15 protein-coding genes are annotated in these 23489 nt (G+C 55.8%); 5 read left to right on the top strand and 10 right to left on the bottom strand.

All coding sequences use genetic code 11. From position 1 onward, the window contains the following. Positions 1-12 precede the first annotated feature (12 nt). From NQ519_RS07605 to NQ519_RS07590, 4 genes are all read right to left on the bottom strand, one after another. Complete coding sequence (locus NQ519_RS07605; RefSeq protein WP_020693878.1) at positions 13-1389, bottom strand: hypothetical protein; 1377 nt, start codon at positions 1387-1389, stop codon at positions 13-15. An 81-nt stretch (positions 1390-1470) separates the two neighbouring features. Next, positions 1471-3171, bottom strand: coding sequence for a DUF1735 domain-containing protein (locus tag NQ519_RS07600; protein WP_083871145.1), 1701 nt, complete (start codon positions 3169-3171; stop codon positions 1471-1473). A 48-nt stretch (positions 3172-3219) separates the two neighbouring features. Then, positions 3220-5067: a RagB/SusD family nutrient uptake outer membrane protein gene (locus NQ519_RS07595; RefSeq protein WP_019151764.1), complete on the bottom strand. Its 1848-nt coding sequence runs from the start codon at positions 5065-5067 to the stop codon at positions 3220-3222. Positions 5068-5080: 13 nt separating this feature from the next. Next, positions 5081-8155, bottom strand: coding sequence for a SusC/RagA family TonB-linked outer membrane protein (locus NQ519_RS07590; RefSeq protein ID WP_026076732.1), 3075 nt, complete (start codon positions 8153-8155; stop codon positions 5081-5083). A 660-nt stretch (positions 8156-8815) separates the two neighbouring features. Between NQ519_RS07590 and NQ519_RS07585 the strand changes: the two genes are divergently transcribed. Both NQ519_RS07585 and NQ519_RS07580 read left to right on the top strand, forming a co-directional pair. Next, entirely contained in the window at positions 8816-9724 is a 909-nt protein-coding gene (locus NQ519_RS07585; RefSeq protein ID WP_019151766.1) for a dihydrodipicolinate synthase family protein, read from the top strand. A gap of 206 nt (positions 9725-9930) precedes the next feature. Further along, positions 9931-10647 (top strand): FadR/GntR family transcriptional regulator, encoded by a 717-nt coding sequence (locus tag NQ519_RS07580; protein ID WP_019151767.1) that lies wholly within the window; start codon positions 9931-9933, stop codon positions 10645-10647. A gap of 175 nt (positions 10648-10822) precedes the next feature. Here the strand turns inward: NQ519_RS07580 and NQ519_RS07575 are convergent, their stop codons facing one another. From NQ519_RS07575 to NQ519_RS07550, 6 genes are all read right to left on the bottom strand, one after another. Further along, positions 10823-11893 carry an SGNH/GDSL hydrolase family protein gene (locus tag NQ519_RS07575; RefSeq protein WP_026076733.1) on the bottom strand — a complete coding sequence of 357 codons (1071 nt, stop codon included), beginning with the start codon at positions 11891-11893 and terminating at the stop codon, positions 10823-10825. Between the two features lie 31 nt (positions 11894-11924). After that, positions 11925-13400: a sulfatase gene (locus NQ519_RS07570; RefSeq protein WP_019151769.1), complete on the bottom strand. Its 1476-nt coding sequence runs from the start codon at positions 13398-13400 to the stop codon at positions 11925-11927. Positions 13401-13414: 14 nt separating this feature from the next. Then, positions 13415-15574: a pyruvate formate lyase family protein gene (locus tag NQ519_RS07565; protein WP_019151770.1), complete on the bottom strand. Its 2160-nt coding sequence runs from the start codon at positions 15572-15574 to the stop codon at positions 13415-13417. Further along, positions 15571-16467 carry a glycyl-radical enzyme activating protein gene (locus NQ519_RS07560; RefSeq protein WP_044118780.1) on the bottom strand — a complete coding sequence of 299 codons (897 nt, stop codon included), beginning with the start codon at positions 16465-16467 and terminating at the stop codon, positions 15571-15573. Before NQ519_RS07560 ends, NQ519_RS07565 begins: the two co-directional genes overlap by 4 nt. Continuing rightward, complete coding sequence (locus NQ519_RS07555; RefSeq protein WP_147513235.1) at positions 16467-18923, bottom strand: sodium:solute symporter family protein; 2457 nt, start codon at positions 18921-18923, stop codon at positions 16467-16469. Before NQ519_RS07555 ends, NQ519_RS07560 begins: the two co-directional genes overlap by 1 nt. 172 nt (positions 18924-19095) lie before the next feature. After that, on the bottom strand, positions 19096-19821 hold the full coding sequence (locus tag NQ519_RS07550) for a FadR/GntR family transcriptional regulator (RefSeq protein ID WP_019151773.1): 726 nt from the start codon (positions 19819-19821) through the stop codon (positions 19096-19098). 281 nt (positions 19822-20102) lie between these two features. On the opposite strand from NQ519_RS07550, the gene NQ519_RS07545 reads away from it, so the two are divergent. From NQ519_RS07545 to NQ519_RS07535, 3 genes are read left to right on the top strand one after another with little or no spacing between them, the layout of a single operon-like run. Further along, positions 20103-21041, top strand: coding sequence for a dihydrodipicolinate synthase family protein (locus NQ519_RS07545; protein WP_019151774.1), 939 nt, complete (start codon positions 20103-20105; stop codon positions 21039-21041). A gap of 7 nt (positions 21042-21048) precedes the next feature. Further along, positions 21049-22212 (top strand): sialidase family protein, encoded by a 1164-nt coding sequence (locus tag NQ519_RS07540; protein ID WP_019151775.1) that lies wholly within the window; start codon positions 21049-21051, stop codon positions 22210-22212. Between the two features lie 36 nt (positions 22213-22248). Next, the gene (locus tag NQ519_RS07535) at positions 22249-23466 is read left to right on the top strand and encodes a sialidase family protein (protein WP_227900984.1); all 1218 of its coding nucleotides are present in this window, start codon (positions 22249-22251) and stop codon (positions 23464-23466) included. Positions 23467-23489 lie beyond the last annotated feature (23 nt).

Raw genomic sequence — 23489 nt, 5'->3', positions numbered from 1 at the left:
ATTTGAATGCAATTATCGCAAAGTTTTCAAGGCGTTTATCTCTGATTGCGTAAAGTACTCCTGCATCAAGTCTTTACCGGCATGGCGCGACAGCACCGAAAAGAAATAGTCGATTTTCTCCCACTTGGTCGTACCACACGACGTCTGCGGAGCAAGGTCGTACAACTCCCGGAAGGTCTTGCGGAAAGGCTCCCACCCTTCGGTATCGGCCATGCGCGTCATAACGTACATAAGCCCGTCGCCGTCGGCGGCAATCCCCCGGGCCAGCGTTTCTTCGTACGACTTGCGATACATGTCGCTGATCTGCGCCCCGGTATAAACCGTGTTGTTCAGATAGACACTATATCCCGTCCTGCAAAGCGCGTAATACATGCGGAAATTGGCGAAAAGCTCCTCGTTCCAGTTCCATTCGCCATTGCCGTGGTCATAGGCACCCGTCACGTAATTTCCGGGAGCGAAATTGTGTCCCATCTCGTGCATGATGCCGAATACGGCATTGTCGTAGCGCGCCACCTCGTCGAGTGTCGATGCAACGTAATCGCGGTTCCATTGAATCGGATATCCTGCATAAGCCCAAGCGTCAATCATTTTCGAAAGGACGATCATCTTCCGTCCGCCGAACGGCACGAAAAAGTCGAACAATTCGGTATAGGCGTCGTAAACCTTGTCCAGTTTTGCCAGCCAGCCGTCCATCACGCCATCCGACACCCGTACCAGCGCCTTTTCGAGGTACATTTCGAGATGCTCGCTTTCGCGGTAGTACATTCCCTCGGGCGTACGGAGCGCGACATCGTCAAACCAGACGGTTCCGCGCGAATCCCCGGCCCAGAATCCCAGCCGGCAGCCGATGACAGCCGTGCTCTCTTCGGCAATGAACTGCACGCTGCGGCGTGTCCAACCATTGGTCCCGGTAAAAGGCTCCGATCCAGTCCAGACACCCTGCCCGAACAGGCAGACATTGCCGCCCCGGCCGCCTGCGACACCGGAGGTGCGTACCATAGCCGAAAGTTCGTAGAGTTTGCCGGGAATCAGTCCCGAAACGGATTGCGTTACCACGGCATCGGTCGTATAATCACTCTCGGTACAGGCGATACGTATACCTGCCGAGCCATTGAAACCGCCCTGCGGCTCATAAGTGAATACGGCACGATCGGTCTGCCATGCGTCCGTCTTTTTCCAGACTCCGGCAGTTCCCGTAAAATCCACTTCCTGCTCGAATCCGGAATTCGGAATCTCCACGACGAGCCCCTCGGACTCCTCGGACTGGCCGGGTGTTTCGGGTTGTTCCGGATCTTCAGGTTCGGAGACGGCCGTCCCGCCGTCGTTCCCGCAGGCTAGTGACAAGAACAGCGATGCGAACACGACAGCGCAATATTTCAGGCAATTCATAGACGAAATTTTTCAACCTGCCACATACCCGGGCAGGTTCTCCTGCCCGGGATATGCAAATCGGGTCAACGATTCAAAATACTAAAATTCTTCGACCGTAAGCGGACTCTCCAAATAGCACTTGATGGTCTGACGTTTGTCCTGACTCTTGTCGTCATCATTCCAATAATACTGGAAATCGAAGAAGACGGTACCGGTTTCCATGTCGAAATAACTTCCGTGATCCATGGTCTGCTCCACCTGCTGACTCTCGCTGTAACCGCTGGTAACTTTCGAAAAGACATGCACGACACGCTTGTTCTGATCATTATTGTAGATCTCGTTCCAGGCGACGTACCAATGGTAACCGGTAGACCAGCTGTAATAGCAGTTCACATAGGGATAGGCCACGCCGTTGACATTCGTATCGATCGGTTTGGTCGTGGCTTTCATGTAGTTATTGTTGGTCCAGCCCGGCGTGGTCGTCTTCTGAGTGTTGTCGTTGGAATCGCGGTTGCTCCATGAACCGTAAAGCGTGCGCTTCAACCGAACGTATACCACATCGCCGCTCTTCATGACGCTGCCCTGAGGCAGTTTGGTCTTATCCAAAGCGAAAGGCAGCACGTACTCCTTGCCGTCGTCGAAAGCGACATCCGCCATATCCACGGTAACGGTCGCGGAGGTCTTCACCGCACCGGCCGCTATCGTGGCGTTCGTGACGGCAATCTTCGAAGCGTCGAGCGTCTCGTAGTTCTTGCCCTTCGAAGTGTTATAAGCGTCAACCTTCGACGCATCGTAGACAAATTCGACAGGCACGTCGTCCGCCAGCGCACCGTTCAGCACCACATCGAGCTTAATCTCGTGCGAGAGGCGCGTTGCGGCTTCATAGCGGTCGGTATTGCTCACCGAGAACTGAATCTCCTGAATGGTCACCTTTACATAGTAGATATTGTCCTGCAAAACCGTATAATCGCTGCTGACCATTTTCAGGGGAAGCAGATACACATAGTCGGGATCGAGCGCCGAAGCGTCGAGCGTAATGCTGTAGACCAGCGAAAAGGCCTCGGCATCGAACGTCCCGGCATCGATCGAGTAACAGGAAGAAGGAAGCAGCAGATAATCCGCCTGGTTGGCCTCGTTGTAGGCAGCGACCATCTCCTGCGTAGCAGCAAAGGCCAGTTTGGAGGGTTGCAGGGTCGTAAAGTTGGCACGGCATGACAACTCCAGTCTGCGCGGCACAGACACGCCGGAGATAAACGTCAGTTCCTCGGGGGTGACGGGTGCATCGACGGTCACCGTAGGTTCGCTGAACGAAAAACGCACGAGGGCGCTCAGCCGCTGCGAATCGGAATTGACCGAGGTTTTGGGCACGCAGGCAAAGGGAATCACATAGTTCTCGGCCTGCCGGGGCGATCCGGCCGCAGTCACGATCGCCTCGGGCTTGAACTGAATCGTAAAGGTCGCTGTCTTGGCTTTCTCGGGAAAAATGACGGATGCAGCACCCATCGTATATCCCGAGACCGGCATCATCCCGAACGAAGCACCGTTCAGTTCATTATAGTCATCGAGCAGCGTCTGGTCAATCACGATGTCGAACTCGGCAGCCTTGCTCAACCCCTCGGTGCGGGTGAGCGTAACGGTATATGCATCGTTCTGATAGATGGAAACGGTCGGAACGGTCGTCATGCCCGAGTCTTCGAGCACCACGTCCGGCAGGATGACGATGGGATCGTATTCCACGTCGCAGCCGCTGAATGGCAGCGCCAAGGCCGCAAGTATCAGTATCTTAAAAAACTGTTTCATAGCTGATTTTCCATTTTTAAGTTTAACATGTCGGTAAGGCCCCAGCTGCTAATAGTAGGGCGCCTGTACCAACTGCGTGTTGAGCATGACTTCCGAAGATTTGATGGGCAGGAAGTAGTGCTGGATGTCGAAGCGCTTGTTGGCGACTTTCGTGAGGGTGAAGAACGACGGATCGGTAGCACTCGTTCCGCGCGACATGTCCAGACCGTATTCGTCGTGGTTGAACTCGCCGTTGGGGCCGTGAGCCGTAAACCAGCGGCGGACATCGAAATAACGGTTGCACTCCCACGCCAGCTCGATCTTGCGCTCATGGCGGATCATCTCGCGCATATCTTCCTGCGAATAGGTGCCCTCGTAAGCCGGAAGACCGGCGCGCGTGCGAATTTCATTGAGATAATAGAGCACCTCGTCCTGCTCTGTCTCCCCGTAATATTCATTCATCGCCTCGGCGTAATTGAGGTAAACCTCACCCAGCCGGATGATAGGGAACGGCACGTTCAGCATCCTTGTGGCCTCGCCGGTCTGCTTGTTGCTGCGGTAGTCCAACGGAATGTTCTTGCGCACAGAGAATCCCGAGGTGTTCTTGTCGCCCGGAGTGTTGCCGTTGCCGCTCAACCCCGAGTACCAGAAATCGACCACGCCGTAGCCGTCGGAATCCTGATAGCTGTCCGTCTTGTTCTCGTAGGCATAGGAAAGGCGCTGGTTGGGGAAATGCACCGAAGCGTAGAAACGCGGTTCGCGCCCGACGAACATCCAAAATGTATTGGCGATCGTACCGTCACCGGGCTCGGTTGAAAATTTCTTGGACGAGAACCACTCTTCGAGCGGGCGGCTCACGCTTCCGTCGGCCATGAAGAAATCGTTGACCATACCGATGGCGAGCGAATAACGGCCGTTCCAGCCGTACCACCGTGCAGGCAGGGCGCACATGCCGTACCATTGCACAGAATTGGGATGCCCCCAGATGATCTCGGTGTTTTTGTCGGCGCCCCATGTCGTTGTCACGGCGCGATAGTTGTCCACGATCTCGTCGAAAGTGGCGTCCGCCGCCGGTTTGAGCAGTTTGTATTCCGGCATGTCGATCACCGTCTTGGCGGCGTCAGCGGCCGTTTTCCACAACTCCTTGTCGTAAGTCTGCGGCATAAGCACCGTACCGTCGTTATTCTTCCAGTTCTTGTAAGCCGTATTGCCGTTGAACAACGGGCTGGCGACCATCAGCGCCATGCGCGACTGGATTGCACGGGCTGCGCCGATGGTGGGAAGTCCCAGCGTGAATTTCTCGTCGCGGGCAGCGGGCATGCCGTTCTCGCAGACCCAGTCGATTTCTTTGTTAATCCAGTTCACGCACTCCGTGAGCGTATTGCGAGCCTGTGCCGTGGCAATCTGGTCGGCCGTGCGGCTGGTCTCGGCAATGGGTATCGGACCGTAGAGACGCAGCAGCAGGTAGTGGTAATAGGCGCGCATGAAACGGGCCTCGGCTTTCATCGTGCGGCGGTCTATCTCGCCCAGTTCGGCACACTGGTCCACGTTCTCGAGGAAGACGTTGCAGTGGCGGATGGCCTGGTAGTAGCGGACGAAGAAATAAAGATTATAGCCCGTATAGCCGTAGTAGTTGTCGGGACTCATCTTACCCTCGGCAATGTTGCGGACGAACGACTCCATGATATAAGCCGACTCGTCGGTGCACCAGAAATAAGGGAGCTGGCCGCTGTAATGCATCTCCTGAACCATGAAATCGTCGCTGTAGATGCGGTTGTACCACTTGGTGGTTTCGATTTTCGAAGAGAAAATCTTATCCATCGAGTTCAGGTCTTCGGGGTCCTGGTCCAGATAGTTGGCGCAACCGGTCAGCAGCAGGACAGACGCCAGCAGTAAATATACGATATTCTTTTTCATACGTTAGGCTGTGTTAGAAAGTTAAATTCACACCGACGAAAACCTGACGCTGCATGGGATAGGCGGCAGCTCCGGTTTCGGGGTCCCAGAAGTCGGAGATAAACTTGCTGATCGTAAAGAGGTTCACGCCCGTAGCGTAGACGCGCAGCGAACTGCACCGCAGTTTATTGGCCCATGCCGACGGCAGCGTATAGCCGATCTCGACGTTCTTCAGGCGCAGATAATCGCTGTCGCGCTGCCACCAAGTCGAGGTCTTGTAGTTGTTGGCGTCGGCGCCGTACGACAGACGGGGCGAGAATGCGTGGGGATTGGGGTTATCCTCCGTCCAGCGATCTTTGAATATCGTCATCACGTTACCCATGAACTTGGGGCCGCGGTCTGCCTGGAACGGATAGAAATACCAGCCGCCGCTCAAGTAGGACGAACGGTTCGCACCGCCTTGGAACAGGAACGAGAAATCGAAACCCTTGTAGTTGAGCGATGCACCGAAACCGTAGACGATCTCCGGCATACTGGGATTCCCGATCCATGTCATGTCGGCCTCGGTGATTTTACCGTCGTCGTTCAGGTCTTCGTAGCGGATGTCGCCCGCGCGCAGCTGCTCCTTGTCGAGGCCGAACTGCGTATAGTATTCGGGCATGTTGTCCAGTTCCTCCTGCGAGAAGAGGTGCATGGCGCGGTATCCCAGGGTCAGACCGTAACGCACGCCGCGCTGATCCTGCCAAGGATAAGCATAGTATTTGCCGTCGTCGATCACTTCATTGCGAGCGAAAGTGAAGTTTCCGCGCACGGAAACGGTGAGGTCTTTGTTGAAACGCTTGACGTATTCGGCGGAGATCTCGAAGCCGCGGTTCTCCATCAGACCCATGTTGGCGTAGTTGGTATAATCCTTGGGAAGACCCGAAATCTCCGAGAACTGCGGTGCGAGGAAAATGTTCTCACGCCGTTCGAAGAAGATGTCCGCATTGACTTTCAGCTCGTTGAAAAATCCGGTTTCGATACCGAGGTTGTATTTGGTAGACACCTCCCACGTCACGTCCTCGTTGGACATGCGCCCCTCGCCGATACCTCCGGCACCCTGGTCGAAGTTGACGCCGATGTTTCCATAGCCCGAGGCACCGTTGTTAATCGTAGCGAGGTAGATAAAGCGGGTACTCGGAATCTGGTCGTTGCCGACCTGCCCCACCGACGCACGGACTTTGAGCCACGTCAGCACCTCGCTGTTGCGCAGGAAGCTCTCCTCGGAAGCCACCCAGCCGACAGCCACGGCAGGGAACACGCCCATACGCTTGCCCTTGGCGAAGTTCTCCGAACCGTTGAAACCGATATTAGCCTCGATCAGGTAGCGTTTGTCGAAAGCATAGGTAAGACGGCCGGCAAGACCCAGCGAGCGGTTGGGCAGCGACTTGAGATAGTCGCTCGTAGCCTCCTGCACACGATAGTCTTTGGCAAAGCCGAGCAGCAGACCGCCGACTTCATGTTTTTCGCCGAACGTCCGGCTGTAATTGACAGCCGCCTCGACATACTGCGTGCGGGTGCCGTTGCCGGACTGTTTGTAATCCAGGTACTCCTGCTTCTGGTCGGCCTGCCATTCGGTGCGGATAAGCTCGCCGTCCTGATCGCGGCCCGTGGCTTCGAAGTAATTGATATTGCGCGAACGGCTCTCCACCGAATAATTCACGGCATCGTAAGCATAGCTCACTTTGGCCGAAAGGCCGGGAGTAATGAACGAGAAATCCTGATTGATCGTCAGGTTGGCGCGCAACGTATTGCCGGTGGTCTTCTTCCAACCGCGCTGCGTAAGCATGTTATAAGGGTTGTTCAGACCGTCGCGGCCAGCCAGCTCGCCGTCCTTGAAACGGACGGGAAAGGCATTCGGCGCCGCGTTGATAATGTCGCGATAGATGGCCGCAGAACCCTCGACGGGTTCCATGTTCTCCGTCACATTGCCCTGCACGCCCAGGTTCACCACCGTGGTTTTGGTAATGTCCATATCGACATTGGTGCGGAAATTATAGCGTTTGTAGTTGACGTTCTCGCCGTAGCGGCCGATGCGGTCGCCCACCCACGAATACTTGCCCGGCTGCACGGCATACTGTCCGTCCTGATTATAAAAAGAGAGGGCCGTGAAATAGCGGGCGAACTTACCGCCGCCCGAGATGTTGGCGCTCACTTTTTCCGAAAGCGACACCTTGCGCATGAGCAGTTTCTGCCAATCGACATCGGGATAGAGCTCCGGATCGCTCTGCATGCGCATCGCCGTGATTTCATCGGAGCCGTACTTCAGGGCCGCAGAGGCCCCGACGGCATCCACCGCTTCATTGAACATTTCGGAGCGGGTGGCGGCATCAACGAACGACAGACGCTTGCTCGCAAACGAGAAACCCTGCTCATAACGCAAGTCGATGCGGGCCGGACCGTCGAAACCGCGGCGCGTATTGACGAGAATAACGCCGTTAGCGCCACGTACGCCGTACACAGCCGTGGCGCTGGCATCTTTCAGGACGCTGAACGACTCGATTTCGAGCGGATCAACATCGTTGAGCGGGCGTTCGATACCATCGACCAGAATCAGCGGATCGGGACTGCCCGTAAAAGTAGCGATACCACGAATCCAAAACTGGGCATCGTCCTTGCCCGGCTCGCCAGAGGTTTGCAATGCGACGACGCCCGCCAGGTTACCAGCCAGCGTCTGACTCAGCGAACGCACGGGCACACGCAACTCCTCGGGGCGAATCGTGGAGATGGCCCCTACGATCGATTCGCGCTTTTGCGTACCGTAACCCACGGAGACGATCTCGACACTCTCCACGCCGATCGCTTCGGGTTTGAGGGTAATCGTCACGGAGGCCTTGCCCTGCGACGAGACCTGCTGCGTTTCATATCCGACGTACGATACGACCAGCGTGACGTTGCGGCTTGCATTCTTCAGTTCGAAGCTACCATCGACATTGGTAGCCGTAGCGATCGTGGTACCTTTGACCATGACCGTCGCACCGATGATAGGCGCCCCCTGCTCATCAAGCACGCGGCCGGAGATGCCGGAAGCCTGCGCCCACAGCAATGACGCGGAGAATAGGGCTGTCACGAGCAATAGCGCTTTCCTGAGAAAAAAGTTAGTAGATGGACTCATACACACACTAATTTAAGGTTAGTAATAGGTTTAGTTGGGTGTCCGGGGAGACGGCAGCAGATATGGCCGCTCCTCCATAACGAATTTAGAACGGCCGTCCGAAATAAATGTCCGCCGAACGACAGCGGCCGTCCCGAATTACGATTTTTGCCTATTATGTACGATTTTATCCTGGATTTTTTCAGGAGGCACCCCTGTATCGGAACCAGAGGGAAGTGTTTCCGGGCAAAAGAGGGATAGGCGTGAAGACATGCCGCTTCCCGCTGTCTCTTTCATGGAGGGCAGCAGATTATATCCGGGAATCCGGGCTGCGAAAGATTCGTGATTGCCGTTTTATTCAGCCAAGCGACAACTTGCTCTCGCTTCATGCTACTCTACATCCCATCCACCCCATCCCGCACCTCAATCCCATTCTCTCCCGGGCCTTCCTATTCCTTCCCGTATCGCCCCCTCGCACCGTCATCCGCCCATCGAAATATTCATTGAAAAAATAGAAAAATGTGCCGATTTTTTTGTTTTTTCATTTCCTTGCCCTATATTTGTCCTACAAATAAGATCATTCTATTCGACACTTACCCATTCATTACCGACAGGACTGTCTAATACTCAATAATCATGTTCAAACTATCCGGACTCATTCCCGCCGTCTTCACGCCGTTCGACAAAACAGGCGCAATCAATTTTTCGCAAATCCAACCTTACGCCGACAAACTCATCGCTGAAGGAGCCTACGGCGTCTTCGTCTGCGGCTCGACGGGCGAATGCACCTCGATGACCGTCGCCGAGCGCAAGAGCGTGCTCGAAGCATGGGTCAAAGCCGTGGCAGGCCGCATCCTCGTCATCGCCCATGTAGGCGGCACCTGTCAGGCCGACTGCATCGAACTGGCCCGTCACGCCACCGAACTGGGGGTAAACGCCATAGGCGCCGTCGCCCCATTCTATCTCAAACCCGGCTCGGTCGAAGAACTGGTGGCCTTCTACAAACCCATCGCCGCCGCATGCGCCCCGCTGCCGTTTTACGCCTACCACATTCCCTCGATGACGGGCATCAACCTGCCGATGATCGAATTCCTAAAGAAAGGCTCGAAAGAGATCCCCAACTTGAACGGCATCAAGTTTACATCGAATAACTTCATGGAGATGATCGAATGCATCCGCTTCGACGGCGGCCGCTTCGACATTCTCAACGGTTTCGACGAAATGTTGCTCTGCGGGATGGCCGTCGGCGCACGCGGCGGCGTAGGCAGCACCTACAACTACTCGCTCCGCACCTACCAAAAAATCTACGACGCCTTCATGGCCGGCGACCTCGAACAGGCCCGCGCAGCGCAGCAGGAATCGGTGGACATCGTACACGTGATCATCAATCACGGCGGCGGCATCCGCGGCGGCAAAGCCATCATGAAACTCGTCGGCATCGACTGCGGCGACTGCCGTCTGCCCCTTGCCCCCTATACCGAAGCCGAAATAGCCCGGCTGGACGAAGAGCTCCGGGAGATCGGGTTCAACGGAGTCCAAAAGTAGCCGGCATACAGAGCCGGCATTCAACGCCCATGACTCCTCGGCAGATTCCGTTCCGGCGGCCGATCCTTCCGGTCGGTCCGGAACGGAATAAAATATACCCATCCGCTCCGTATAAAAACATACAACTGCAATTGTTTCAGTAGGACACCCAACGTCCCGGCAAAAAACAATGACATTCGTATTATGTTTATGACAACCACATACAGATGGAAGGACCGAAACTGAACAACCGCAACACCACGCTCGTCGATAGCGTCGAAGAGAGCCTGATCCGTTTTTTCAAGGAGAAGGGCCTGCGCCCGGGCAGCAGCATTCCCAACGAAATCGAACTAGCAGCATCGCTGGGCGTCGGGCGTCCGGTCCTGCGCGAAGCGCTGAGCCGTTTCAAGATGACCGGCATGATCGTTTCACGCACCAAGAAAGGCATGATTCTGGGCGAACCGTCGCTGCTCGGCGGCATGAAGCGCTGCATCAATCCGCTGTTGATGAACGAATCGACGCTGCGGGACATTCTGGAATTCCGCATCGCGCTCGAAATCGGCATCAGCAACAACATTTTCAGCAATCTCACCCCGCAGGACATCGAAGAGTTGGAACAGATCGTCGAGATGAGCCAGGTGATCGGCAACAACAAATACGCCCCCATCAGCGAGCACCGTTTCCATACGAAGCTCTATGAAATCACGGGCAACCGCATCATCTCGGAGTTTCAGGACATCATCTACCCAGTGCTGGATTTCGTCAAGGAACAGTCCCGCGATTTTTTCGAGCCGATCGAGCGGGAACTGAGTGAAAACAGCGAACTGGTAACCCACCGACACCTGTTGGAATTCATCAAGCGAGGCGATTTGGAGGGTTACAAACACGCTATCGTCGAACATTTCAGACTCTACACGATCTACCTCGAACGCCATAAGCGATAAATCCCGGCCCCGCGGCCGGCACAGCCCCAATAAAAAAGCGAACCTGCACGAAGGTTCGCTTTTTTCATCCGTCCAACTTGCCGGCACCATCCTCTGGCGCATGAATCCGCTCCCGGCGCTACATTGGAATTGCGGACCGCCCGTTCGCAGACACTCCGCAAAACAGGGCCAACCGTTACCGAATCCCGTATTTCTTCAGAATCTTCACGATCCGCGGCTGAATGGCATTGGCCCAACGCCAGTATCCCAAATCATCGGGATGCGTGCCGTCAAGCGAGGTGATATGATCGGTTCCTGTCAGATCCGGTTCATCGACAAAATAGATGTCGTCATAGATCTCGGCCGCCTTTTCGAAGACCTCCCGGGCCGCCCGGCGCTTCTCTTCCTCACGCGCCCGTTCCTTGAGATCGAAATTGGCCCGTTCGCGGTAAATCGTTTGCAGGAAGATCAGCGGAACGGCAGGATGCGCTTTCCGGATCGCCGCGACGAACGGCAGAAACCGTTCGCGGATCATCTCCGGTCCCGGATTCGAGAAGGCATCCACGACGATCGCATCGCAAGCGCTGTCGCCGATGATTGCGGCAAAGGATTGCTGGAGCTTCGAATTTCCGGAGACACCGAGACTGATAAACTGCAACCCCGTATTGCGCTGCATGATCATCGGATAAGACATGCCCGGACGCCCGGTACTCGTGCCGTGTGTGAAACTCGACCCGAAAATAACGATCCGATGACGGAAAGGATCGGCCGAAGCCTCTATCTCCGCACCCTCGTCGATTCCTATTTCAATACGCTTCAACTCGCTGAAAAGCGGTAAATAGAGCAGGCACTCCTTCTCGCTGTCGTCCATATTGCGCACCAGCACCAGTTCCGCATCCTCATTCTTCGGCGCGTTCGACCCAGCATACATCCATTCACCGTCCTTGCGAATATAGAGGTCGTAACCGGTCTGGGAAACCCCCGTCGTACTATAGCGGACCATACTGTAATTCAGATAGTGCGTCCGCACGACGATCTGCGATGAATTGGTGCGGAACACCAGCGCCATACCAGCCGGCATGCGCAACAGATTCGCTTCGGTTTGCGTAAGGTCGTACTTATCCGTATCGACCCGATGGTAGCGGTTCTTCGTCGGACCGAGCTTATTGACCAGCCCAAGCTGCTCGGCATCCACGAATTTCAACTGCGCCGAAGTACCTGCAACAGAAAAAAGCAGCACCAACAAAGAAAAAACAAAACGCTTCATAAAAATCCTCCATTAAAAAAATTCGATCTAATCAATTCTGCTTCCCGAAATCTCCGGCCGCAATGCCCGTCACCCCCTTCTGGACCCTGAGCACCCGGTGCAGCGCCCGTGACATCCGCCGTTCGACGGAGCCGAGCCGAGGTTCTCCGACCAGATTCCGCCGTTCCAATCCGCCCGAAGACATGTCGTATAGCTCACACTCCACCACGCACCCCTTCAAATCGACCCACTCCGTATAGGTCCATCTTCGGTCACGAACGGTATAGCCCATGTAACGCCGCTTTTTAAGGCTCGTGAGCGCCGGATAAGGACGCTGAAACTGACTGACGGCATAGCGTTTGCGCACGCTCCGCCCTTCGAGCAGCGGCCGCAGGCTTCGCCCCGAAACACCGTAACGGTCCTTGATGCCACATAAGTCGAGCAGCGTGGGATAGACGTCCAAAAACTCCACGACCTCTTCCACCTCCCGGTGATGCGGCTGTCCCGATGGCTTTATCACCAGCGGCGCGCGGCATGCAGCTTCATAAACGGTCGATTTGCACCATAATTCCCGTTCACCCAGATGATAGCCGTGATCGCCCCAGAGAACGATCAGCGTATCGTCGTAAAGCCCCAGCTCCTTCAGCCGATCCAAGATCGCCCCGATATTGTCGTCGGTAAACGAAACGCAGGCGTAATAGGCTCGGCGCAGTTCCGCCTCCTGTTCCGCAGAAAGCGGCATAAGGTCCGGAATGTCGGTATATCCGCGCAATTCCTCGCTGTTGTGGTAGGCGATCTCAGGCGCATTTTCGGGACGCGCCCGAAGTGTGTCCGCCAAAGCGAAATCCCGGCCGGCATAGAGTTCCCGGTATCTTTCGGGAGCGCAAAAGGGCAGATGAGGCTTCAAAAAACCCACAGCAAGGAAAAACGGCTTGTCCGAACGGCTCAGTTCTTCGAGCCGGACGAGCGCCTCGTTACGGATCTTCACGTCGAAATAGAGACTGTCCGGCACATCCGCAAACTCCACGGCCCGCGCTTTCTTTCCCGTTTTATTGATCGCCAGCTGATACTCCTCGTTACGCGAATACTCGTACAACGACGGACGTTCGCTCCACGAACGTTCGTCCAGACTGTTTTTCGTGCCATGGAAAATTTTACCCACACCCTGCGTTTCATAGCCCACCTCGCGGAAAGCCTGCGGCAAAGTCACCACATCCGGATGCTTAGCACGCATCCATGTATTGAGTTCTGTCACACCCACCTCTTCGGGTCGCAACCCTGTCAGCAGCGACGCGCGTGTCGGGCCACTTACTGCCTGCTGGCAGTAAGCACGCCGGAAAACTGTCCCGTCAGCCGCCAACGCGTCGATATGAGGCGTCCGCACCACCGAATCGCCGTAACAGCCCAATACAGGCTTCATATCATCCACGGCGATGAACAACACGTTTTTGGGACACACCTTGTTCCGTGCTGCAACGTCGGCTCCCGATACGAACAGCAAGCCCAGCAAACCGTATTTCCGCTTCATAATCGTTCCGAAATTCAGTTTTCCAGTACGCGGTCCACCACCAGCTGCCGGAATTCGGGCGACAGCATGGCGAAATAGGCCGTAAATCCCGTTACACGCACCACCAGATCGGGATACTTCGACGGATCAGCATGCGCTGCGAGAATCGTCTCGCGGTCCATAATATTGGCGTTGATGAGCGTGCCGCCCATCTCGAAATGCGCCTTGATGATCCCTTCGATCAATGCGACACACCCCGCGCCGGCCAAAGACGGATCAAGCTCCCACTGCATCGGCGCTGTATTTCCGTAACCGGGCTGTATCTCGGCTACAGCCGTCGCCAGCGAAAGCGACGCATCGTCCACCGCGAAACCCGCACAAGGGTTAGCACCGTGCGAAATGGGCGTTCCTGCCCGCCGGCCGTTAGGAGTCGCCCCCACATGGAGTCCGAACCCAACGGTGTTGGCCCAAGAAAAAAAGCCGGGAATGAACTTGTAACGCCCATCGGCTGAGGTCTCGCCCCGCACAGCCGCCGTGAACTCGTCGCGGACGGCAAGCGCCCACTTGCGGCCCAACGAATCGGCCTGCCCGTAACGCTGGCTGCGACCGAGCAACGTCCGGTATTTCAGCCCCTCCTCACACTGGAAGTCGCTGTCGAGCAGCCGGTCCATCTCCTGCCACGTCAGCCTGTCTTCCCGCTCGATACGTTGTTCCAGCGCGGCGAACGAATCGGCCACCACGGCCAGTCCGGCGCCGTCAATCGCAAGGTTGTAATATTCCGCACCGCCGTCCGAGACATCGCAGCCTTTCTCGATCGGGCCGTGGCTCAACAGGTTCAACAACAACTCCGGCTCGTTGAATTTCTGATATTTCAGGTGATGGCGAATTCCCTCGGCCGCCGTCCGCACCGCTTCCCGAAGATGCGACGCGAACGAATACCACAACCTCTCCGTAGTCCGCCCGATATCTCCCTTCAACTCGCCGTAAGCCACTTCAAAAACTTTGGCCAGATTCACTTTCACCAAGTCATTCATCGTATACTCCAGTCCCGGCAGCGACATCCAGTTGCACCCCACGGCGATACGCCGGCGCGCAAGCCGTTCGTCGAATCCGTTGCGCATGAATCCGGCCACCAACGCCTTATCACCCGAAAAACGAGGCCAACCGTTGCGATACTTCACCAAACACTCGACACCATAACGCAACAACTTCGGATCAAGACCGTCATGCACGCGGATCGTGATATTGAGTGATGAATCGACCTTGCAGGCCGCGTCCAGAATCAGAAACGAGATCGCCGAAGTCTGATCCTTCCCGTCGGCATCGGGTCCTCCCAGCTGCCAATAGACAGGGTCGTTTATCAGCAAGCAGGCCAGATAGTAGACTGCCTCGGCGTCGGTGATGCGCCCCTCCGCAATATCCCGCTCGTAAAACGGCCGCAGCAGGGCGTCGATCTGTCCACCGGCACCGTCCCGATTGTAAGTCCGCGACGCCAAATGGAACCACACGATCCACTGACAGGCTTCCCGCAAAGTCTGCGGCGCCCTCTCGACGATGTTTTCATTGGTCCGGGCCATTTCCAACAGGTTTTGCCGGCGGCGTTCGTCGCGCTCTTCGGCAGCCAGCCGCCGGGCTTCGTCGATATGGCGGCGTATCCACCCCTGAATGCTCCGGATCGCCCGCTCGTGCAGGTCGTAGAAGTGCTGTTGTTCCGGTGCGCCGTTATCCGCCCGATAGCGGGCGATCTTATCGAGCAATCCGCCCCAGCCCAACCGAAGCCCCATCTCGTAATCGGGAGCAAAGTGAGCGTCGTCGCCGATACCGTGTATGATGTCATAACGTTCGATCCGCTCGTGCAGATGATCGTAGGGATAGTCCGGATTCCACTTGTTAGGGCGCATCTTCGACATGAAGTAACACCAGCGTCCCGCCAGCGCATCGTCGGGATCGACGTAGACCTGATGGACATCCATCAGGCTGCAAAAATTCTCGGTCCATGCATCGAACCCGTAGAATGAACCGTCCGCATGGTTCGGAATAATCTGCCACACCCCTTCCTGCGGAACGATCCTGCCGTAGTCATCCTCATCCAGAATGCCCTCTTTTTCAATCTTTTCCCGGGTCTGCTGCAACTTTCTCGTTTTCAGCCGAGCAAGTTCGCCGTCGTAATTCGCATGCGCTTCCATAAGCATCATTTCGTTATCTTAAGTATTGATTTTGCAAAACTCCGTAGTGTCTCGAATCGCTCTTTCGAAAGTTCGCGCGCCCCAGCCAAAGGATTTTTCATACCGCACGCCGCAAATTTGTCGAATCCTAGCGTATGAAAACGCAGCAATTCGTACCCCAGCAGCCGATCCTCGAAGGGCAGCAGCATGCGGCAGATATTTCCGATCTCAGTCTCGTTGTCGTTCACTCCGGGTATGACCGGCGTGCGGACGACCACTTTCGCACCGCTCCCGATCAGTCGGTCAAGATTCTCCCGCACTCGCTCATTACCGACACCGGTCATCTCGCGGTGAAGCACCCCATCAAAGATTTTGAAATCGCACATCCACTCGTCTACCAACGGAAGCAACTGTTCCACACATTTCCATTCGACCTGCAAATTGCTCTCGACAGCCGTCGAAATCCCCGCTTCCCGGCACAAGGCAAAAAACTCAGCCACGAATTCCGGTTGCAACAGCGGCTCACCGCCTGAAACCGTCACGCCACCACCCGTCTGTCGGAAGAAAGGCAAGTCGTGCGCCACGCGCCGCAGAGCTTCGCGCGCTTCAATACGCTCCCCGACCAGTGACAACGCCCCAGAAGGACAAGCCCCGACACAATCGCCGCAAACCGTACAGCTCCTGCGATCGATCCGGATACCCTCCACCGTCAGGCTAAGAGCCGACGATGAGCACACTTCCAGACACGAACCGCACCCGATACACCGCCCAGCCGTCTGCTGCAACTGCACGCCGCCACTCCACGTCTCCGGATTATGACACCAGCGGCAACGCATACCGCACCCCTTCAAAAAGAGTGTGGAACGAATACCTGTACCATCGTGTACGGACATCCGCTGAATAGTCGTGATCGTTCCTTCCATTATTTGCCGCGCCCGAAAACAAAACTTGAAAGATAACCGATCAGGAAACACGAAGCCAACCCGATAAATCCGTAGAGCAGGAACGAAACAGTCGAATAGCTATTGATGATCAGCAGTATGACGATACTGCCGATAAATCCAGCAAAGGCGCTCCGCGTGCCGATCCGCTCGGTGAAGATACCCATCATGAACAAGCCGCCCAAACCGCTGGTCAGCAGGCCAAGAAAAAAGTTGAACTGATCCCACAACGACGCAATGTCGAACGTAGCGAGCAGGATGGCCATCAGCAACCCCAAGCCACCCACGACGATACCCGACAATCGAGCGAAGCCCATCGCCTGTTTGTCCGTCGCACCTTTTCGGAAGCGGCGGTAGAAATCCTCTGTCAGCACCGTCGCTGTAGAGTTGATATTAGCCGAAAGGGTGGACATAGCTGCCGAGAAGATCGCAGCAATCAGCAGCCCCGCAATACCTACCGGCAGACGGCACATGATGAAATGCGGGAAAATCGAGTCCGTATTGGACATCCCAATGCTTAGCAATTCGGGCTGCTGCTTGAAGAAAACATAAAGCGCCGTACCGATCATGAAGAAGATCACGGCAATCGGGATACTCAGGAATCCGTTGAGCCACAACCCCTTTTTCGTTCCGGCCGTATCCTTGACCGTAATGTAGCGCTGGATCACCGATTGATCGCTTGTGTAGGCCAACAGCTGATTAGCCAGACCACCCACCAACGTCACCCAAAAGACCGGCTGCGTCAAGTCGAAAGCGAAGTTCAGAATATTGAACTTGTCGTCGGTCATGGCAACATCGATCATGCCTGAGAATCCGCCCTCTATGCCACTGATCAGGAATACAAGCGACACAAGCGCACCGCCTACGAGAATCACACTCTGCACAACATCGGCCCAGACAACTGCTTCGATGCCTCCCATCGTACAATAAGCGATGGTCACCAGCCCCATCAGCAAGATGCAGACATAAACGTCAATTCCAGTCACCGCATTCAGCGCCAGCGACGGCAGGAAGAGCACGATAGCTATTCGGGCAAACATGAAGAAACAAAAGAACACCGAAGCCAGATAGCGTACCGACGAACTGAACCGCTGCTCCAGATACTGATAGGCCGAAGCCACGTTGAGTTTACGAAAGAAAGGCAGATAGTAGTGGATGACGATCGGCACGATCATCAGGATGGTCATGTTGAACATGAACATGCCCCAGTCGGCGCCGTAGGCCTTCGCAGGGATCGAGATGAAAGTGATCGCACTAAGTGCCGTCGCAAAGATGCTGATACCAGCCGCCCACCAAGGTATTTTCGCTCCGCCCTTGAAGAACTGGTCAGTCGTATTGTTCTTGCGGACGAAATAGACGCCGATACCCATCATAACCAGCAGATAGGCAATAATTACGGAATAGTTGCCCCAGCCGAACTCCACCGGCTCGTGAATCGTCACGATCTGTACGTCGGGCGTACGCACGCCGGGACGTATCTCGCCCGACGGAATAACGATTCCGCCGCCCGCAATCACAGCCGTCGATACGGCCGGAAAGCCCGTTTGAGCCTCACCGAGCGACACCCATGTATTGGTAATGGCGTGATAAGCCAGCAATTCTTTCGAAAACCCTTCATGCCCCATGAACGCTTCACGCAGCTGTCCGCGCAGACTATCCGCTTCCTGAGACGTCGCCGCCCCGCCGATCGCCCGTTCAAGCGCAGCACGGTGCTGCAACTCCCGGCCGTCGTCACCGCCGAACACCAGCACATGACCCGATCCGTAAGGCACCGCAGCGGCATACATCACCACCACCGGCTTGCCGCCGATCGTCACGTCACCCTTGGCCTGCCACCTGTCATGCACCGGCAAATACTCCCAAACGTCGGAATACAACTGCAATTCCCCGCCCTTTTCGTGACGACCGCCGATCAAGTACATGGCATTTTCGCGTCCGTTGTGCTGGTCCACAAAAGCAGGACCTGCCGAACGAACCGCACCGGGACACGCCGCGAGTTCGGTCCATTTCCCGCTCACGGGCGAGAACCGCCAGAAAGCGTTGGCACCGTCTTTCACACCATGAATGTAAATCTCATCCTTATAAGCCAGCGCAGCCGCAGGTCGGAAATCCTCCGGCAACACTCCCGCCGCAGCGACACACACCGAATTTCCGGCAAGCGTCAGCACATAGACCGCGCGCGACTCCCCTTCGGCAGTCAGCCCACCAAAACAGTAGAGGCTACGGCCAGCCACCGCGGCACAACCGTGGGCAATGCCTGCGGGCAATTTCGCATCGGCAACCAATTCGCATTTATAAGTACCTCCGGAGGGAGTAAGCAAGTAAATCGCATCTTCGAATTGCTTCGCATCGCCGTTCCAGGGCGCGCCCTGAGCGAAGTTCGAGCCGCCGGCCAAAACGATCCGGTCGCCGATCCCGCCGATGAAAGCGCCCGCCACGCCGGGATTTTTAGCACCGTCTGGAATGGAGGGGGGGGTAAAGTCCCGACAGTACGCACCGTAAAATCGGATGCCGCTGCCGGGAAGCACAAACTACCGACCAGCAGTGCCGACAACAATAAACAAAGTTTTGTAATCCGGTTCATGTAAAGTTTCGTATTCTGGGTTAGTTTTATTTGGTCACGGCTTTATCTACAAGGACTTCCATATTTTCGAACTGTGTTTTCAAATGCAAGCGCATCGCCATGCGGAAAGCGTCGGCCGTACCGTTGCGCAACAGGTTGAAAAGCCCCACATGGGTAACGATCGTATGCGAATGGAAATCTTTCTTCACACGGGGAGCATACAACGAAAAGAGGTGCCGCAGCAGGTATTGAAAATCCATCAGGCTCTTGTTCGCCGTCGTCTCGAAAAGCGTGCTATGGAACCGAATATCCACATCGCGCAATTTTTCAGCGATCTCGCGCGCCTCGTCGTCGTCTTCGGTGCGGATCAGCTGTCTTTCGAGCTCCACCTCGCAAGCGACGATCTCCTCCAGTTTCCGGATTATCTCTTCGTTTTTGTTCCGGAAGACGAAATCGGCCATGCCGATTTCCAGCATCAGACGAAGCTGATAAAGGTCACGCAGCGTATCGCGGTCGAGCAGCCCCGACATGACAATCGCCTTGAGCCCGCCAAATATCTCGGGCACCACGACCACCGTTCCTTTCTTACGCTTGGTTTCGATAATACCGAGCGCGCGCAGGCGGCTCAGCGCTTCGCGCACGACGACGCGGCTCACACCCAGCAGGCCTACGAATTCCTGTTCTTTAGGCAGCTGCGCATTCGAATTGTTTTTGGAGATATATTCGAGTATATCCCGTTGTGTCTGTTCAACCAGAGAAACATCGTCTTTCATGAGGTTCTGTCAAGTTAAATAAGTTTAAGCTATGCAAACATAACAATAAATATTATATAATACAAATAACAAATCATCCTTTTTGCATTTATTATTATTTTATGGTGTATAAAATCCGATTTTTCATAAATTCCCGTAAAAATAGGCCGATTATGTATTGCATATTAAAAAGCATTCAGTATATTTGTCCTACCAATAGCCGAAAAATCCCCAGGGAAGCCGCAACCGCTGAGTCCCGACAGACCGCTCGGCACTACGAATGACAACCGAAATTTCCGACTATGAAACCTCTATCACACGACACGCTGCGCGGCAACTGGGCGACGCTGCTGCTCGCCACCGACAAGCAGGGAAAGATCGACTTCTCCCGGCAAAGCGACGAAATAGACATTTTGATCGCCTCGAAACCCAACGGCATCTACTCCAATGGCACGGCCGGCGAGTTTTATAGCCAGAACCGCGACGAATTCATACGCATCAGCCAGTTACTGGCCGAGAAATGCGAAGCGGCAGGCACGGCATTCCAAATCGGCGCCAGTCATCCCTGCGCTCAGGAGTCGCTCGCGCGCCTGGAGCTCGTCCGCGATCTGAAACCCGGAGCCATACAGGTCATCCTCCCCGACTGGTTCCCCGTCAATGACCGCGAAGCCGTTCGGTTCCTCACGACAATGGCTGAAGAAGCGGACGGAATCCCCCTCGTACTCTACAACCCGCCGCACGCCAAACGCGAACTGACACCCGCCGAATGGGCGATGCTCAAGCGTCACGTTCCCGGTCTGATCGGCGTGAAAACCAACGACAAGAACTCCTCGCCGGAGTGGTACGAACAAGTCGCATCCCACACTACAGGGCTGGCCGTTTTCGTCCCCGGCCACCACTTGGCTACCGGCGTCAGACTCGGAGCCGCAGGTGCTTATTCCAACGTCGCTTGCCTCAACCCCTTTGCGGCGCAACGCTGGTACGAACTGATGCTTACCGACATGGCGGCCGCGCTTGAACTGGAAGGCCGAATTCAGCAATTCATGGAGCGGTGCATCACGCCGTTCATCGTCCGGATGAAATACCCCAACCACGCCTGCGACCGCTTCATGGCTCTCGTCGGCGGATGGGCCAACGTAGGCAGCACACTGCGGTGGCCCTACGACTCGATTCCCGACTCCCATGTCGAAGAGGTTCGGCAGCAGGCCCGGCAAATCATTCCCGAATTTCTCAACCTATAAAAATACCATGAAACTGACCAACATCATCACAGCCATGCTGCTCCTTGCCGCCCCATACGCCTCAGGACAGCAAACAACTCCGCAAAATGCGAAACCCGTCCACACGACGACGATCTACAAGAAGGGCGACAATGGCTTCGACACCTACCGCATTCCGGCGACGATCCGGACCAAGAAGGGAACCGTGCTGGCCTTCGCCGAAGCCCGCAAGCACAGCCGTAGCGACACGGGCGACATCGACCTCGTACTGCGCCGCTCGACCGACGGCGGCCGCACATGGAGCGACATCATCACCGTATGGGATGATGCGGGCAACGTCTGCGGCAACCCCGCACCGATCGTAGACCGTGAAACGGGCCGCATCCTGCTGCTCTCCACATGGAATGACGGTACGGACCACGAAAAAGACATCCACGCCCGCACGGCCAAGGACACCCGCCGCGTTTTCGTGCTTTACTCCGACAACGACGGACTGACTTGGTCCTCTCCCCGCGAGATCACCCCATCCGTCAAACGCAAAGACTGGACGTGGTACGCCACAGGCCCCTGTCACGCCATCCAGCTTCAAAAGGGCAAGCACAAGGGCCGCATCGTAGTCTCCTGCAACCACGGACTCTTCAAAGACAGCAAAAGTTCGGGCTCCTATTCGCACCTGATCTACTCCGACGACCACGGCCAGACGTGGGCCATCGGCGGAGAAGGAGAGCGCGACGGAAACGAAAGCACCGTCACGGAACTCAAAAACGGCGACCTGATGCTCAACATGCGGGGGCCCCGCCACAAGAACCGTGCGGACAACGGTTCCTGCCGTCTGGTAGCCCTCAGCCATGATCAGGGGCTTACGCTCGAACCCCAATATTACGACCGCGCACTGACCGAACCCGTCTGCAATGGCAGTATCATCAACTACGCCCCCAAGGGTAAACTGACCGAAACGCTGCTCTTCTCAAATCCCAACCACCCGACCAAGCGCAAGAACATGACCGTAAAGATCAGCCGGGACAGCGGCAAAAACTGGCAGACGGCCTACCAGCTCAGCGACATCGCAGCCGCCTACTCCGACATGGTCGTGTTTCCGAACGGCGATCTGGGCATAATGTACGAAACCGGCGTGGACTCCTGCTACGAGCGCATCGAGTTCACCATCCTTCCCGCGAAGCTGTTCAAATAGGACGGTTTTCCGACTCAAGCCATAAAAACGACAACCATGAAAAAAATAAAAAAACGACTCGGATATTGGATATTTGCCGTGCTGTTTCTTGCTGCGGCATGCAGCAGCAGCGGTGACGAGCCAAGCAATCCAGGCAACAACGAAGGTACTGGCGGCGAACCTCAGCCCGAAGCCAACGCCACCTCGCAGGTATACGCACCGGGCGAGAACAGTTATGCAGCGTTCCGCATTCCGGCCATTGTCGTATCGAAAGCCGGCACCGTGCTGGCTTTCACCGAAGGCCGCGTGGACGGCACGGCAGACGACGGCAACATCGACCTGCTGGTAAAACGCTCCAAGGATAACGGCAAAACATGGAGCTCCCCGATCAAGGTCTACGACGACGGCGAGAATCGCTGCCAAAACCCCGCTCCCGTCGTACTCGACAACGGCCGCATCCTGCTGCTGTTCTGCTGGAATGAACGTACGCCCGGCAGTGCCAACGGTTCGGGCAGCAGCGGTCATCCGCGCCGGGTGATGAAAACCTATTCGGACGACGACGGCAAAACATGGAGCATCCCTGAGGATATTCACGACCAGATCTCCATCGCAGGCTACACATGGTATGCGACGGGACCCTGCCACGCCATTGTCAAGACGCTCGCGCCGAACAAAGGCCGCATCGTCGTCCCTTGCAACCACAACAAACCCGGCACCAACCCCAAAAGCGAACGCCACGCCCACCTGATCTATTCCGACGATCAGGGCGAGACATGGCATTTGGGAGCCGTCACCGACCACCCCTACGGCAACGAAAGCACTGTTGTCGAACTGGGCGACGGCAGTCTGATGACCAACATGCGCAATTACGAACCTAATTCGCTGGGTTACCGCTGGCAGGCCGTCAGCCGCGATGGAGGACTCACCTACGAACCGTCGCAGGTAACCACGCTGATCGAACCCAACAACAACGGTTGTCAGGGCAGTATCCTGCGCTATTCGATCAATTCGGCAGGCAAGGCCAATCTGCTTTTCTCAAATCCCAATCACGAATCGAGCCGCCGCAATGGCAGCATCAAGTTCAGCAGCAACGACGGCCGTTCTTGGTCACGCACTTTCAAATACGTTCCGGAAAACGACTTCTACTCCGCCTATTCCGACCTCACCGTATTGGCAAACAAGAAGGTAGGCGTGCTGTTCGAACACGGACACAACAACAGCAAAGGCATCTATTTCCGCAGCTTCGAATTTGCAGAGATCGTCGCAGCGCTCTAATAATAAATCTATCAAAAGAAAAA

The sequence above is a fragment of the Alistipes senegalensis JC50 genome, from assembly GCF_025145645.1.
Lineage (GTDB): Bacteria > Bacteroidota > Bacteroidia > Bacteroidales > Rikenellaceae > Alistipes > Alistipes senegalensis.
The sequence above is the reverse complement of the archived record's forward strand: the minus strand, read 5'-3'. Positions and strand labels throughout refer to the sequence as shown.

Coding starts and splice junctions, on each gene's coding strand:
- NQ519_RS07540 (WP_019151775.1), top strand. CDS start 21,049: ATGAAACTGACCAACATCATCACAGCCATGCTGCTCCTTGCCGCCCCA.
- NQ519_RS07570 (WP_019151769.1), bottom strand. CDS start 13,400: ATGAAGCGGAAATACGGTTTGCTGGGCTTGCTGTTCGTATCGGGAGCC.
- NQ519_RS07575 (WP_026076733.1), bottom strand. CDS start 11,893: ATGAAGCGTTTTGTTTTTTCTTTGTTGGTGCTGCTTTTTTCTGTTGCA.
- NQ519_RS07580 (WP_019151767.1), top strand. CDS start 9,931: ATGGAAGGACCGAAACTGAACAACCGCAACACCACGCTCGTCGATAGC.
- NQ519_RS07560 (WP_044118780.1), bottom strand. CDS start 16,467: ATGGAAGGAACGATCACGACTATTCAGCGGATGTCCGTACACGATGGT.
- NQ519_RS07550 (WP_019151773.1), bottom strand. CDS start 19,821: ATGAAAGACGATGTTTCTCTGGTTGAACAGACACAACGGGATATACTC.
- NQ519_RS07585 (WP_019151766.1), top strand. CDS start 8,816: ATGTTCAAACTATCCGGACTCATTCCCGCCGTCTTCACGCCGTTCGAC.
- NQ519_RS07605 (WP_020693878.1), bottom strand. CDS start 1,389: ATGAATTGCCTGAAATATTGCGCTGTCGTGTTCGCATCGCTGTTCTTG.
- NQ519_RS07595 (WP_019151764.1), bottom strand. CDS start 5,067: ATGAAAAAGAATATCGTATATTTACTGCTGGCGTCTGTCCTGCTGCTG.
- NQ519_RS07600 (WP_083871145.1), bottom strand. CDS start 3,171: ATGAAACAGTTTTTTAAGATACTGATACTTGCGGCCTTGGCGCTGCCA.
- NQ519_RS07545 (WP_019151774.1), top strand. CDS start 20,103: ATGAAACCTCTATCACACGACACGCTGCGCGGCAACTGGGCGACGCTG.
- NQ519_RS07565 (WP_019151770.1), bottom strand. CDS start 15,574: ATGATGCTTATGGAAGCGCATGCGAATTACGACGGCGAACTTGCTCGG.
- NQ519_RS07535 (WP_227900984.1), top strand. CDS start 22,249: ATGAAAAAAATAAAAAAACGACTCGGATATTGGATATTTGCCGTGCTG.